This window comes from Massilia litorea (assembly GCF_015101885.1).
GTDB classification, from domain to species: Bacteria; Pseudomonadota; Gammaproteobacteria; order Burkholderiales; family Burkholderiaceae_D; genus Telluria; species Telluria litorea.
This window is the reverse complement of record NZ_CP062941.1, coordinates 1051192-1064140: the sequence shown is the minus strand read 5'-3', so window position 1 is coordinate 1064140 and position 12949 is coordinate 1051192. Positions and strand designations below refer to the sequence as shown.

General features: G+C 64.5%; 15 protein-coding genes. 2 read left to right on the top strand and 13 right to left on the bottom strand.

Annotated elements, in window-relative coordinates:
- Nucleotides 1–130: 130 nt before the first annotated feature.
- Entirely contained in the window at nucleotides 131–313 is a 183-nt protein-coding gene (locus tag LPB04_RS04740) for a hypothetical protein (RefSeq protein WP_193687596.1), read from the top strand.
- Between the two features lie 49 nt (nucleotides 314–362).
- Here LPB04_RS04740 and LPB04_RS04735 read toward each other — a convergent pair whose 3' ends face one another.
- Nucleotides 363–968, bottom strand: coding sequence for an Hpt domain-containing protein (locus LPB04_RS04735; RefSeq protein WP_193687595.1), 606 nt, complete (start codon nucleotides 966–968; stop codon nucleotides 363–365).
- A 25-nt stretch (nucleotides 969–993) separates the two neighbouring features.
- Nucleotides 994–1998 (bottom strand): CAP domain-containing protein, encoded by a 1005-nt coding sequence (locus LPB04_RS04730; protein ID WP_193687594.1) that lies wholly within the window; start codon nucleotides 1996–1998, stop codon nucleotides 994–996.
- 136 nt (nucleotides 1999–2134) lie between these two features.
- Here LPB04_RS04730 and pssA point away from each other — a divergent pair, with 136 nt between their 5' ends.
- Nucleotides 2135–2923: a CDP-diacylglycerol--serine O-phosphatidyltransferase gene (gene pssA, locus LPB04_RS04725; protein WP_193687593.1), complete on the top strand. Its 789-nt coding sequence runs from the start codon at nucleotides 2135–2137 to the stop codon at nucleotides 2921–2923.
- Here pssA and LPB04_RS04720 read toward each other — a convergent pair whose 3' ends face one another.
- The 11 genes from LPB04_RS04720 to LPB04_RS04670 all read right to left on the bottom strand — a co-directional run bounded on the left by LPB04_RS04720 (nucleotide 2924) and on the right by LPB04_RS04670 (nucleotide 12819).
- A complete protein-coding gene (locus LPB04_RS04720) occupies nucleotides 2924–3232 on the bottom strand; it encodes a metal-sensitive transcriptional regulator (protein WP_193687592.1) in 309 nt (102 codons plus the stop codon).
- Between the two features lie 2 nt (nucleotides 3233–3234).
- Entirely contained in the window at nucleotides 3235–4149 is a 915-nt protein-coding gene (locus tag LPB04_RS04715; protein ID WP_193687591.1) for an aldo/keto reductase, read from the bottom strand.
- A gap of 109 nt (nucleotides 4150–4258) precedes the next feature.
- A complete protein-coding gene (locus LPB04_RS04710; protein WP_193687590.1) occupies nucleotides 4259–5404 on the bottom strand; it encodes a D-alanyl-D-alanine carboxypeptidase family protein in 1146 nt (381 codons plus the stop codon).
- 110 nt (nucleotides 5405–5514) lie between these two features.
- Nucleotides 5515–6150 (bottom strand): alpha/beta hydrolase, encoded by a 636-nt coding sequence (locus LPB04_RS04705; protein WP_193687589.1) that lies wholly within the window; start codon nucleotides 6148–6150, stop codon nucleotides 5515–5517.
- 19 nt (nucleotides 6151–6169) lie between these two features.
- Nucleotides 6170–6496, bottom strand: a complete 327-nt coding sequence (locus tag LPB04_RS04700) for a (2Fe-2S) ferredoxin domain-containing protein (protein ID WP_193687588.1) — start codon at nucleotides 6494–6496, stop codon at nucleotides 6170–6172.
- Nucleotides 6497–6543: 47 nt separating this feature from the next.
- Nucleotides 6544–7704 (bottom strand): VanZ family protein, encoded by a 1161-nt coding sequence (locus tag LPB04_RS04695; protein WP_193687587.1) that lies wholly within the window; start codon nucleotides 7702–7704, stop codon nucleotides 6544–6546.
- On the bottom strand, nucleotides 7701–8315 hold the full coding sequence (locus tag LPB04_RS04690) for an ABC-type transport auxiliary lipoprotein family protein (RefSeq protein ID WP_227496616.1): 615 nt from the start codon (nucleotides 8313–8315) through the stop codon (nucleotides 7701–7703). The genes LPB04_RS04695 and LPB04_RS04690 overlap by 4 nt, the downstream gene beginning before the upstream one ends.
- 8 nt (nucleotides 8316–8323) lie before the next feature.
- Complete coding sequence (locus LPB04_RS04685; RefSeq protein ID WP_193687585.1) at nucleotides 8324–9271, bottom strand: MlaD family protein; 948 nt, start codon at nucleotides 9269–9271, stop codon at nucleotides 8324–8326.
- Nucleotide 9272: 1 nt separating this feature from the next.
- Nucleotides 9273–10133 (bottom strand): ABC transporter ATP-binding protein, encoded by an 861-nt coding sequence (locus LPB04_RS04680; RefSeq protein WP_193687584.1) that lies wholly within the window; start codon nucleotides 10131–10133, stop codon nucleotides 9273–9275.
- Complete coding sequence (locus LPB04_RS04675) at nucleotides 10133–11266, bottom strand: MlaE family ABC transporter permease (RefSeq protein ID WP_193687583.1); 1134 nt, start codon at nucleotides 11264–11266, stop codon at nucleotides 10133–10135. Before LPB04_RS04675 ends, LPB04_RS04680 begins: the two co-directional genes overlap by 1 nt.
- A 56-nt stretch (nucleotides 11267–11322) precedes the next feature.
- The gene (locus LPB04_RS04670) at nucleotides 11323–12819 is read right to left on the bottom strand and encodes a B12-binding domain-containing radical SAM protein (protein ID WP_193687582.1); all 1497 of its coding nucleotides are present in this window, start codon (nucleotides 12817–12819) and stop codon (nucleotides 11323–11325) included.
- Nucleotides 12820–12949 lie beyond the last annotated feature (130 nt).

Sequence of the window (12949 nt, the reverse complement as noted above, 5' to 3'; positions counted from 1 at the left end):
GCGCTGCCGCAGCGGAACACCCCATTGCGATTGCTCATGCACCGAATGTTCCACTACAGTAATCTTGCTTGACGACTTAGACCGTGCTGCCGGTAGGGAGTGGACCTTGGAAACAATACAAGACAGTGTGATGAACGAGGGTACGGTTTCCGAATCGCTGCCCGCCGCCGCGGTACAAGCCAGGCCATCGCGCCTGAGCCTGCCGCCGAAGGGTTCGTGCTGGTACTGCGAAAAACCGGTCGACAGCGTGCGCCGCTTCTGCGGCAAGGACTGCACCGACGCTTTCGACGAAGAAGCGGAATACACGCGCTAAGCGGGCGGCGCGCCCTCATTTGAGCGCCTGAAAATTTTCTCAGGCGCTCTCAGCCGGTCTGCCTGGCACGGTCGAGCACCGTCAACGCGCGTTCGAAATCGAAATCCGCCACCGCCGCGCTCAGCTCTTCAATTCCCCGTTCTCCCAGATGCGCACGCAGTTCGCTGCGCGCCGTCGCGACCAGTTCGACCGCGGCGCCGTCGCCGATGTCGAGCATGGCGCGCAGGCGGGCCAGGTTGTCGCCCGTCGGCGGCGCCGGCGTGCGCGGCGGCGCCTCTCCCAGCAGCACCATCGCATCGAGTTCGCGCAGGACGGCGGCCAGGGCGGCATCGACCCTGCCCAGCAGTGCATCGGTGCCGCTGCCGCCATCGCGCAGGGCGTTTTCGAGCGCCAGCGCCGCGGCGTGCAGCGCTGCTGCTTCGATCATGCCGGCCGCACCCTTGAGCGTATGGACCAGGCGCCGCGCCCCGGGGCGGTCGCCGGCATCGAGCGCGGCCCGGATTGCAGGCGCCGCCTTGCGGTAATCATTCCGAAAGCGGGCGAGGGCGCGCAGGTAGATGGCGCGGTTGCCCATCAGGCGCTCGACGCCGGCCTCGATATCGAGGACCGGCGAAGCGATGGAAACGTCGGGGGCGACGTCGGAGGAAGATGACAAGCCAGGCTTGTGCGGTGTCATCCTGTCAGCGGGTAGCGAACGACCAGGTACGGGTGACCGGCGTGCTGCCGGCGGTGCCGGTGAAGCTGACGTCGTAGGTCGTGCTTGCCGCCAGCGGCGCCAGCGGCACGATGGCGGCCGAGGAGGCGCCGGTATGGGTATCGTTCGCACTCGTCAGCAGCCGCACGGCAAGGTCGGCGCCGCCGCGCGGGCGTACCGTGAAGCTCGTGACCCGGACCGTTACGTCGATGTTCGCGTGCACGCTGATCGGATAGCCGACCTCATTGCGGTCGGGCACCGGGTCGGGGGACTCGGTATCGCTGAAGAAGTTGCGCGGTACGGCAGTCTGCCCGCTGAATGGCCAGACCGCCACCTGGCCGCCGGACAGGCCGGCGCCATAACCATCGTTGGCGGTGAAGTTGGCGGTAAAGTAGTTATAGCCCTGGGACGTGGTGGCCGCGCCGGTACCGATTTCCTTGAACACCGGCTCGAAGATGACAAAGCGGTGGTAGACCGCCGTGATCAGTTCTTCAGCCATGTACTGCCCCGAGCCATTGCTCGTGGCCGAGATGACTTCGCCATACGCGCGCGAGGCGCGTGTGTTGAACACGTAGCCGGCGGCCGTCAAACGGGCGCCGACGTCGATGCCGGTGAAGCCCTGGTTGCTCGCCACCTCGTCGTGCGTGATGGTGTTGTTGATGCGCTGGTAATCGGAGTGATTCTGGGCTGCGCGGTCGATGAAGCTGTTCCGGACGAGCGCCGACATGCCGAGCTGGCTACGGCGGTAATTGATCCATTCGCGGCCATCGTTGGCGATATTGCCGGTGGCGAGCGGCGCACCAGCGCCTCCCAGAGTCGGCGTGTCGGGAACGGCGGGTGGCGGCGTAAGCTGGTCGGGAGTCGGCGTGGTCGCCGTCGGGGTCGGCGTGACCGTGCTGGCGCTGCTACCGCCGCCTCCGCCGCACGCGGACAGGGCCAGGGCGGTAATGCAGCCTGCCAGTATCATCCTCCCACGAAGGAATTCGCTCATCCGTATGCTCCCCATCCATTTCAAGCCAAAACGCACATTCTAGGGCAAATCGAATATGTACGACGGCTGGCTCCGTGCGCGACCGGGCACGTCCGCACTGTAGAATAGGGCCATCATCCTCTTGCCCGGACCCGAATTGAACCAACCCCGCCCCGCACGCCTCGCACGCGCCAAGTTCGCCTTGCCGAGTTTCGTCACCCTGCTGTCGATTGCCTGCGGCTTCGGCAGCATCGTCATCTCGGTCGACAATGCCCAGGTCGGCGCGCCGGGAGACTTCCGCCTGGCGGCGATCCTGCTGGTGCTGGCCGGCGTGTTCGACGCGCTCGACGGTTTTGTTGCGCGGGCGACGAATACCCAGTCCGACTTCGGCGTCCAGCTCGATTCGATCGCCGACGTCATGAATTTCGGCTGTGCGCCCGGCTTGCTGCTGTACTGCTACGGTTTCGCGCAGATGAGCGCCGCGCATCCGACGATCGTCCGCATGGGCGGCCTGGCTTGCTTCATCTTTGTCGCCTGCGGCGCGCTACGCCTGGCCCGTTTCAACATCTCGGTCGGGCGCACCGATCCGCGTTATTTCGTCGGCATGCCGATCACGGCCGGCGCCGCCTGCGTGGCCGCAGTGGTGGTGGCCTGGCCCGATCCCGTGGTCAACAATACCCAGGCCTTCGCGGTGATGGCGCTGATGGTGGCGATCGGCACGCTGATGGTCTCGACCGTACGCTTTCCTAGCAGCAAGCAACGCCTGAGCAAAGCGATGATAGGCGTGATCCTTGTTGCCGTTCTGCTCCTCGTCATATTGCAGACGCGCTTTTTCGTGCTGTTCTTCCTGCTCTACATTTGCGTAACGCTGCTGCTGAACATTGCGTGGCGCAGCGGCTGGCGCGGCGTGGCGCCGCCCGTCATTTACGGCGACGAAGAAATCTGATCAAGCAAACTTGTCGAGCAGGGCGGCCAGCCGGGCTGCCACGGCGCGTGCGTCGTCGATGTCATCGGCCGCTTCACTGTGGGTCACCACGCTGGCCGTGAGCAATTGAACGAAGGAGCGGTCGAGCGCCTTGCGCGCCGCCGCCATCTGCTGGGCCACCGCCTCGCAATCGGCCGGTTCCGCCGCCAGCGCGATCAGTTTCTGCACGCCGCGCAACTGCCCCTCGATGCGCGCCAGCCGGTTCAATAAATCCTTCTTTTGCTGCGCCGTCAGCGCCCTGCCTTCGACGATCTTGAGCGGCTCGGCCATGATTAAGCCACCTCGTGCCCGCGCGCCGCGCGCAGGATCGCGAACCAGTCGCTGCGTTCGAGCGTGAAGCCGGTGGCGGCGACGGCCGCCGCAACCGAGGCGATCTTGCCGCTGCCGGTCAGCGGCAGCGGCCGGCTCGGCAGCGCCATGATCCAGGCGAAGACGACGCTGGCGAAGGACTGGCCAAGGCAATCCGCCACTTCCTGGATCACCGCGCGCAGGTTGGCGGTCTGCGCATCGGTCGCGCTGAACAGGCGCCCGCCGCCCAGCGGCGACCAGATCATCGGAGCGATGCCGAGGTCTTGCAGGCCGTCGAAGGTTTCGTCGAACATCGGCGCCGTGAACAAAGGCGAAAATTCCACCTGGTTCGTTGCCAGCGGCACGCGCCGGTTCAGCGATTCGAACTGGTGGCGCGTGAAATTGGAGACGCCGACGTGGCGCACCTTGCCCGCGCGTTGCAGGCGCGTAAACGCTTCGGCGACTTCGTCGAAGTGCATCAGCGGATCCGGTCGGTGAATCAGCAGCAGGTCGAGATACTCCGTGCCCAGCTGGCGCAGCGATTCCTCGCAGGAAGCGACGATGTGCTCCAGGCTGGTGTCGTAATGCTGGATCGTGTGCGCGGGACGGGCCGGCGAGACCAGCTTGATGCCGCACTTGCTGACGATTTCCATGCGGCCGCGCAGCGAGGGTTGCGCGCGCAAGGCCGCGCCGAACAGGCCTTCTACGCCGTAGTTGCCGTAAATGTCGGCGTGGTCGAAGCTGGTCACGCCGAGCGCAATACACTCCTCGATGAAGGCAATCCTCTGCTGGACGGACATATCCCATTCCCCCAGGCGCCACATGCCGGCGATGACGCGCGACAGTTCGGGGCCATCCTTGCGGGTGGTGGTGCGGGGACAGGCGAGGGGAGTGGTCATGGCGCGGCTTTCTTGCTTGAAAAGTAACGGACCATTATAGCCGCCGCCGACAAACAACAATGCCCGCCGGGCGCGAACCGGGCGGGCATTGGTGCAGAGTAAAAGCCGCTTACTTGATCATCAAGCGCAGCGAATCCCAGGCGCGGCCGAAAATGCTCGCTTCCTGTACTTCTTCCAGCGCGACCACCGGCAGCACCAGCAGCGGCTTGTTGTCGACCATCATTTTCAGCGTGCCGACGCGGCCATTACGAGGCAGCGGGGCGACCAGCGGATCCTTGCGCTCGAGCACAGGCTTCAGTTTGCCGGCGACGCCCTTCGGTACCGTGACCAGCACGTCGTTCGTAAAACCGATCTTCACGTTCGACTGCGCACCCTTCCACACTTCCGGCGTGGCGATGGCCTGGCCCTTCGAATACAGTTTGACGGTATCGAAGTTCTGGAAGCCCCAGTTCAGCAGCTTCTGGCTTTCCTGGGTACGCACGCCATCCGAGCTGGTGCCGGAGACGACCGAAATCAGGCGCCGCTCGCCGCTGTTGCCGTTCGGGCGGTGGGCCGAAGCGATCATGCTGTAGCCCGAGGATTCGGTGTGGCCGGTCTTCATGCCGTCCACCGTCGGGTCCAGCCACAGCAGGCGGTTGCGGTTCTGCTGGGTGATCTTGTTGTAGGTGAACTGTTTGATCGAGTCGATCTTGTAGAACTCGGGGAAGTCGCGGATCACGTTGGCGGCCAGCGTGGCGAGGTCCTGCGCGGTCGAGTAGTTGTCCGGGCTCGGCAAGCCGTGCGGATTGGCGAACTTGGTGTTCTTCATGCCCATGCGCTGGGCGTCGCGGTTCATCAGCACGACGAAGGTGCCTTCGTCGCCGGCGACGGCTTCGGCCAGGGCGACGGCTGCATCGTTGCCCGACTGGATCATCAGGCCGTGCAGCAGGTCGCTGACGCTGACCGGGGTGGCCGGATCGATGAACATCTTCGAGCTGCTCGAATCGACTTTCCAGGCGCGCGGCGAGACGTTGACCATCGTGTTCAGGGCGATCTTCTTGTCGCGGATCGCCTCGAAGACGACATAGGCCGTCATGACCTTGGTGAGCGAAGCCGGTTCGATGCGCAGGCCCGGGTCCTGGGCCGCGATGACCTGGCCGCTGGTGGCGTCGAGCAGCAGCCACGACTTGGCCGCGATCTGCGGGGCTGGCACGGTTTGCGCGCCCGCCGACATCATCAGCAGGCTGGCGGCAACGGCCGCAATCAGTTTTTTCATGGGAGCTAAAGTAGGTCAGTAGGGGTGGTGCGGATGCCGCAGGGGTGCCATAAGAGCATTGCCCAGCGGCATGGATCAATGAAGTGCCTAATTATAGGCCACTGACGCGCTCAATTGTCACGCCGCCACATCTGCACGACAAGATTTTTGATGGGGTTGAGACGCTTGTGGAAGAAGTGATCCGCCCCCGGGATCACGATCACCGGGATTTCCTGTGGCCGCGCCCAGTCGAAGACCATCTGCAGGGTGATGGTGTCGTCCAGCTCGCCGTGAATGAGGATCGTATCTTCCGGCACGCTCGGCAGCGGCCATTTGCCTGCGGCGGTACCGACCAGCACCATGCGCTCGATCGCATCCGGTTGTCCCTCGTTGACCAGGCGCGCGTGCAGCTGGGCCTGGACGAAGGTCCCGAAGGAGAACCCGGACAAGGCCACCGGCAGGCCCGGGTATTGTTCCTTCATGTAGTCCAGCATGAAGGCCATGTCGTCGACTTCGCCGTGGCCGCGGTCATGCTCGCCCTCGGACTGGCCGACGCCGCGGAAATTAAAACGTGCCGTCGCATAGCCGAGCGTCACGAAGGTGCGCGCCAGCGTTTGCGTCACTTTATTTTCCATCGTGCCGCCGTACAGCGGATGCGGGTGCGCCACCAGGGCGATGCCGCGCGGGTCTCCCTCCGGCAGGTCCAGCATGCATTCCATCTTGCCGGCCGGGCCGTCGAGCGTAAAACGTTTCGAAAACTTGTTCATGGTGCGGATTGTTCGGGATTCAGATTTTCAGGCGTTCGACGATTTCACCGCCGAGGATGTGGGTATCGATGATGTCGTCGATGTCGCTGGTGTCGACATAGGTGTACCAGGTGCCTTGCGGGTAAATGACGACGACCGGGCCTTCTTCGCAGCGCTCGAGGCAGCCGGCCTGGTTGATGCGCACCTTGCCCGGCTCGTTCAGGCCGAGCGCCTTGATGCGCTTCTTGGCGTGTTTTTGCGCGACTTCGGCGCCGGCCTTGCCGCAGCTCTGGCGGCAATTCTCGCCTTCGCGCACGTTCATGCAGAAGAACACATGGTGTTCGTAATAGGGTTTGTTATCGCTCATGCCGTTCTCGCTATCCTTGACCTGATCAACCGCCATGATACGCGTTCTTAATTGCGATTGAGTTTATGGGACGGCAGCAGCAGGAACCACAAGGCAAAAAACGGCCACAACAGCGATAAAAACTGCGCCGCCCCATTAAAGTTAAGGAATTTCCCTTGCACCCAGCCCTGCAGCGTCAGCGTGAAATACGGGTTCGCGGGAATCGTGTTCACCACGATTAAACTCAGTACCAGGGTCACCACCGCCAGCCTTCTCTGCGCCAGCTGGGGCGCGAAGGCCAGGCCCGCCAGCATGATCAGGCCGATCAGGAAGCCGCCCTCGGCGCCGGGCGTGACCCACACAAAAGCGTTATCGGGCCGGAACAGCAGCGAACTGGCCAGGGTTTTCATCACCAGCGCCGCGGCCAGCATCAGCAGCATCAGGGTATAGCGCGGCGCGCCCCGGCGCAGCAGGCAGAGCAGGGTGAGGGCGGCGCCGGTCATGCCGCAGGCGGTAATGATCGTCTCCGACAGCCAGAATTGTTCGACGCTCATCGCCGGTCCCGGGCGCAGCATGGCAATCAGGTCGATGTCTTCCTCGAACCAGGTCGAGAGCCAGCCTGAGATGATCGGCAATACCTGGCCATGGCCGAACAAAAAGCTTTGCGGATAGATCTGGGCCAGCGGCCACAGGGCGAGCAGGACCAGGCCCTGGCTGGCATGCGGCGCAAACCAGCGCTTGCGGATGCGGTACAGCCGTCCCTGGTCGAGCAGGCCGCGCGCCAGCAGCGGGCCGATGCAGGCGCCGATAAAGGCGCCGGCCGCATTGGTCAGCAAATCGAGGTTCGAAGGCACCCGGCTCGGCAGGAAATTCTGTACCGCCTCCATCGTGCCGGATACTAAAAAGCCGAGGATGGCCGCCAGCAGCGCCGCCCACACGCCGCGCACCAGCGGATACATGGCCAGCGCCAGCAGGATGCCGAGCGGGACATAGCCGACGACGTTCACCATCACGTCGAAGCCGGTCCAGTAGCGCTGCTTGACCAGGTTCATGAAGGACAGCAGCGGCAGGCCGTTGCTGCGCCAGCCGGTAAACGGGTACCAGCTGGCGTAGACGATCAGCAGCAGATAGGCCAGCAGGGACGCGCGCACGACGGGCGAGCCGCGGCGCGGCGCCTCGTTGTCCCCTGCAGCGCCGTTGCGGTCCCCGTGCGCTTCCGGTTCCGTCATCGTTTACGGTGGTCGAGCGCGAGCCAGCCGATCATGTCGGCGGCCGCGGCGTCCGTGCTGGCGGTCAGGGCTTGCGCGCCGCCGGCGGCATCGGCACTGGGCGCCGGCGTGGCGCGCAGGAAGGTTTTCTGGTCCAGCAGCGCGTGGCCGCTGAACAGCGAAGCACGCAGCACCAGCCGGCCTTCGCTGGCGACCGTGCTGACAAAGGCATGCGAAAACTCGTCGACCTCGAGGCGCAGGATCGGCACGTCGGTGGCCGAATCGGTCGCCGACAGCACTTTGACTCCAGCCTGGGCCAGGCGCGACTTGATGCGCTGGGTCACCAGCAGCAGCGGATTGGCGCTCCAGCGGCTGTTGGCATAGGTGCGCGCCTGCAGCGGGTCGTTGTAGTTCAGGCGGTAGACCATGCGCTCGTTCTCGAAGGTCGGCGAGCCGGTGGCGTCCATCACGACGATGGCGGCCAGCGGGGCCTGGGCGGCGGGCGCGGTCGGCGCACCGAGCGGGCCGAAGTCGAACTGGGTATTGTCGGCCTTGTTCTTGTTGGAGGCGCAGCCGGCGACAGCACAGGCGAGGACGGCGGCGCCGAGAAGGCGGTGCAGGTTCGTGTTCAAGGGGATCCTCATTTGGTCGGGGCGACGAAGCCCGGCTCGCCGGGGCCGGGTTGGACGTTCGGATTACCGAACAGAAGGCCTTGCGGACGGTCCGACAGCGAGTCGGCGGTGCGGCGCACCGAACGCAGCGCCGTGCGCGCTTCGTCGGTCATGCGGGTGAGATGGGGCAGGGTTTCCGCTTCTAGGTCGCCCGTCACGCCCTGCAGCGAGCCGATCGCGCCGTTCAGGCGGTTCAGCGGGCCGTCCGGCGCCTGCAGGCCGGTCGCCAGGCGGTCGTAGTTGTCGGCGGTCGCCCTGGCGCTGGTGGCGAAGGCGCCGACAGCGTCGACACTCTTGTCGAGCTTTTGCGCCAGCGCCGGCAGGCGGTCGATGGTCGGACCGAGTTTTTCCGGAATCGCGCCATAGGCGGCGGCGGCCTTGCCGATGTTGTCGAAGGCGCCGATGATGGTCTTCTGGTTCTCGTCGCTCATCAGGGTATTCAGGCGCGCCGTGATCTGCTCGGTGCGGTCGAGGATGGCCAGGCCACGCTTCTCCAGCTGGTCGAGCAGGCCCGGACGCAGCGGAATCCGGCCCACGTGCTTCGGGTCGGTTTTCAGCAGCGGCGAACCGGTGCGGTCGTCGTCGAGCTGGATGAAGGCGATGCCGGTCACGCCCTGGTAGCCGAGCGAGGCGAAGGTGGTGGTGGTCACCGGCGAGCCTTCCTCGACGGAGAGGCGGATCAATATCTGGCCGGTGACCTTCGGATCGAACACGATCTCGTCGACGCGCCCGACTTCCAGGCCGCGGTAGCGCACCGTCGCCTGCGGGTTCAGGCCCGGGATCGACTGGGTGGTGACGATTTCATAGGGCGACAATTCGGTCTTGTCGCGGTTCAGCCAGAGGCCCGCCAGCACGGTGGCCACCAGCAGGGCGATCGTGAAGACGCCCGTCATCAATGCATACGATCGGTTTTCCATGTCACTCCTTGGGTCCTTCCTGGGCCGCCTCATTGCGCTCGTCGAGCACTTCGAGTGCCCGCCGGCCGCGTCCGCCGAGGAAGAAATGTTTGATGAACGGATGGTCCACCCGCACCACGTCGCACGACGGTCCTACCGCCAGCACGTGCTTATCGGCCAGGACCGCAATGCGCGACGAGAGCGCAAACAGCGTATCGAGGTCGTGGGTGACCATCACCACGGTCAGTTTCAGTTCCCGGTGCAGCGCCAGGATCAGCGTGACGAATGCATCCGACGCATCGGGATCGAGGCCCGCGGTCGGTTCGTCCAGGAACAGCAGTCTCGGTTCCAGCGCCAGCGCGCGTGCCAGGGCCGCGCGCTTGGTCATTCCGCCCGATAAATCGGCCGGCATTTTATTGGCATGTTCCGCACCCAGGCCCACCATATCCATTTTCAGCAGCACGGCGTCGCGGATCACGTCCTCGGGCAGGGCGCGCAATTCGCGCATCGGCAGGGCGATGTTGTCGAACACGGTCAGCGCCGAGTACAGCGCGCCCTGCTGGAACAGCATGCCCCAGTGGTTGCGCATGCGCTGCAGCTGCTCCGGTCCCGCCTCGCTGATGTCTTCGCCGAACACGCGCACGCAACCGCGCGATGGCCGTTCCAGCCCCAGCATCTGGCGCAGCAGCACCGTCTTGCCGGTCCCCGAGCCGCCGACGATCGACAGGATCTCGCCCGAATAGATTTCCAGGCTCAGGTCCTGGTGCACCACCGTCCTGCCGAACTTGGTCCACAGGTTGCGGATCTCGACCACCGGCGGCCCGACGTCTTCCTCGGGCTTGCGGTTGAGCTGTTGCGGCGGGCGTGGCTTGTTCTCCGCCATCAGAACCCCACGCCGCTGAAGATGATGGCAAACACCGCGTCGGCCAGGATCACCACCGTGATCGCGGTGACGACCGAGGTGGTCGTGCCGCGGCCGAGGCTATCGGTGTTCGGCTTGATGCGCAGGCCGAAGTGGCAGGACACCAGTGCGATCAGCATCCCGAAGGTCATCCCTTTTAACAGGCCGATCATGTAGTTCACCAGCGGCACCGCGTCCGGCAGCTTGTGCAGGAAGTAGCGGAAGGACAGGCCCAGTTCGATCTTGGCCGAGGCCGCGCCGCCGAGCAGGGCCATGGCGTCGGTCCAGACCACGAGCAGCGGCATCGAGATCGCCAATGCCACCACTTTCGGCATGATCAGGCGGAACCCGTGCGAGATGCCCATCACCAGCATGGCGTCGAGCTCCTCGGTCACCTTCATGACGCCCAGTTGCGCCGTGATCGAGGAACCGGAGCGGCCCGCAACCAGGATCGCCGCCAGCAGCGGCCCCAGTTCACGGATCACGCTCATGCCGAGGATGTCGACCAGGTAGATGTCGCCGCCGAACTGGCGCAACTGCTGCGCCGACAAGAAGGACAGCACCACGCCGATCAGGAACCCGACCAGGGCGGTGATGCCGAGCGCCTGGAAGCCGGAGTGGTAGATGTTGGCCGAGATTTCGCGCCAGGGCCCCATGGCGGGACGGCGAATAAAACGGCCCAGGTCCTGGACCAGGCGGCCGATCAGTTCGATGAAGCCATGCAGGTGCTCGAAAAAGCTGAGCAGGCCGGCGCCGAGCACGATGATCCAGTTCAGCGGACTGGCCTTGGCGCGCGGCAGGTTGAGGCTGCTTGCCTTCTCGAGGCGGGCGAACAGTTCTTCCTGGCGCGGGTCGAGCGTCAGGCGCGGCGGGCGTTTCTTGCCCCAGGCGTTCCAGAACAGCTGGGCGCCGATGTGGTCGATGCTGTCCACGCCGGTCAGGTCCCAGGCTAGCTCCGCCTTCTTCCTCAGGCTCGTCAAGGTCCGGTTGATCCCCTTGAGCAGGCCCTTCTGGCTCAGGACATGGACCTGCCAGATGCCGCTTGCCATGACAGATTGCGCCGCGCCGCCGGCGGAGTGTTCGATGGTTAATGTTGGCGTATTTTCAATCTGCATTGTTGCAGTGTAAAAGGATTTCGCTGTCTCTGCCATTCGCGCGGGGTCTAGCGTGCTCAGGCAGCGAGGTGGCGTACCTGTCTCGCCGGGGCAGCTACCGCCGCGTTCGCTGCTTTGTCTTTCTTGGCGGCGCCATCAATGCTGCCCGCGTAATCGCTCGCCACCAGCGCAAGCGCCCGTTCCCGTTCCATGCCGGTCACCTGCAGCCATTCGGCCACCAGTTTCGCCAGCCGGTCGAGGGCGATGCGGTGGGTGGCGTCGGTTTTCGTATAAATCCAGTCCGAAAATGCCATGAAATTCTCGAACGGACGCACGCCCAGCAATTCGCGCACGGTATGTGCAAAGCGGCCGGAATTGGCGACCAGGTCCCAGTAGCGCGCGAAGCGCACCAGGCGTTGCATGGTCGGGAAATCGATCAGGCTGGTGGCCAGCACCGTATAGGGCGGATACGGGTCATACACCATGTTAAAAGCTTCCGTATGCCGGATGATCGGCGTCCCGCGCAGCCTTTTTAAAATGCCGAACTGGATCTCGTGCGCGCCCAGGCTCACCAGTTGATCGAAGCCGCGCGCGAAGCTGGCGATGTCTTCGCCCGGCAGGCCGGCGATCAGGTCGACGTGCAGGTGGGCCTGCGAGTGCGCGCACAGCCAGCGGATATTCTCCGCCGCCTTGATATTGTCCTGGCGCCGGCTGACCAGGGCTTGCACTTCGGGATTGAAGCTCTGGATGCCGATCTCGAATTGCAGGGCGCCCGCCGGGAAGCGCGCGATCATCTCCTTCAGCGCTTCCGGCAGGTGGTCGGGCACCAGCTCGAAGTGGGCGTAGACCGGGTCGTCCGGGCTGGCGTCGATCTTGTCGAGGAAGAACTGCATGATCTTCATGCTGGTCTTGACGTTCAAATTGAACGTGCGGTCGACGAATTTGAAGAGGCGGGCGCCGCGGCTATATAAATCCTCCATCTGCGCCAGGAAGGACTCCAAAGGGAAAGGCCAGGCCGTTTTATCCAGCGACGACAGGCAGAACTCGCATTTGAAAGGGCAGCCGCGCGAGGCTTCCACATATAAAGTACGGTGCGCGATGTCCTCGTCACTATATAGAGAGTAGGGCAGGGCGATCTCCGCCATGGGCGGCTGCACGCCCGCGTGCACTTTCATCAGGGGCTGCGGGCCGTGCAGGATCTGGGCGCACAACTGGGGGAAGGTGACGTCTCCCCAGCCGGTGACGACATAGTCGGCCAGTTTCACGATCTGCTGCTCGTTCGTCTCGTACGACACTTCCGGACCGCCCAGCACGATCGTCACCTCGGGCGCCACGCGTTTCAGCATCGCCACGACGCGCGTCGTCTCTTCGACGTTCCAGATATAGACGCCAAAGCCGATGATGCGCGGGTGCTGGGCCAGCAGGCGCTCGACCACTTCGGTTGTCTTGGCGCCGATGACGAATTCCTGGATCCGCGTGTCCGGGCCGAGCGCGCCCATGTTCGCCAGCAGGTAGCGCAGGCCCAGCGAAGCGTGGGCGTAGCGGGCGTTCAGGGTCGACAACAGGATGGTCATGGCGGCAAGCGTTTCGGGCAAAGGGGCCATTTTACGCGCTGGCGCCGCAATCCGTGCTGGCGCTGCTTGAAGTTGCCTGTTAGAATACGCCTCGGAATTCAGGGATCTGTTGCCCAGTTGTGGAACAGCC

What these genes read in the sequence shown, in the direction of transcription:
- LPB04_RS04680 (WP_193687584.1), bottom strand. Translation starts at nt 10,133, where the DNA reads ATGGCGGAGAACAAGCCACGCCCGCCGCAACAGCTCAACCGCAAGCCC.
- LPB04_RS04705 (WP_193687589.1), bottom strand. Translation starts at nt 6,150, where the DNA reads ATGAACAAGTTTTCGAAACGTTTTACGCTCGACGGCCCGGCCGGCAAG.
- LPB04_RS04700 (WP_193687588.1), bottom strand. Translation starts at nt 6,496, where the DNA reads ATGAGCGATAACAAACCCTATTACGAACACCATGTGTTCTTCTGCATG.
- LPB04_RS04710 (WP_193687590.1), bottom strand. Translation starts at nt 5,404, where the DNA reads ATGAAAAAACTGATTGCGGCCGTTGCCGCCAGCCTGCTGATGATGTCG.
- LPB04_RS04715 (WP_193687591.1), bottom strand. Translation starts at nt 4,149, where the DNA reads ATGACCACTCCCCTCGCCTGTCCCCGCACCACCACCCGCAAGGATGGC.
- LPB04_RS04685 (WP_193687585.1), bottom strand. Translation starts at nt 9,271, where the DNA reads ATGGAAAACCGATCGTATGCATTGATGACGGGCGTCTTCACGATCGCC.
- LPB04_RS04740 (WP_193687596.1), top strand. Translation starts at nt 131, where the DNA reads ATGAACGAGGGTACGGTTTCCGAATCGCTGCCCGCCGCCGCGGTACAA.
- LPB04_RS04730 (WP_193687594.1), bottom strand. Translation starts at nt 1,998, where the DNA reads ATGAGCGAATTCCTTCGTGGGAGGATGATACTGGCAGGCTGCATTACC.
- LPB04_RS04670 (WP_193687582.1), bottom strand. Translation starts at nt 12,819, where the DNA reads ATGACCATCCTGTTGTCGACCCTGAACGCCCGCTACGCCCACGCTTCG.
- LPB04_RS04695 (WP_193687587.1), bottom strand. Translation starts at nt 7,704, where the DNA reads ATGACGGAACCGGAAGCGCACGGGGACCGCAACGGCGCTGCAGGGGAC.
- LPB04_RS04720 (WP_193687592.1), bottom strand. Translation starts at nt 3,232, where the DNA reads ATGGCCGAGCCGCTCAAGATCGTCGAAGGCAGGGCGCTGACGGCGCAG.
- LPB04_RS04675 (WP_193687583.1), bottom strand. Translation starts at nt 11,266, where the DNA reads ATGCAGATTGAAAATACGCCAACATTAACCATCGAACACTCCGCCGGC.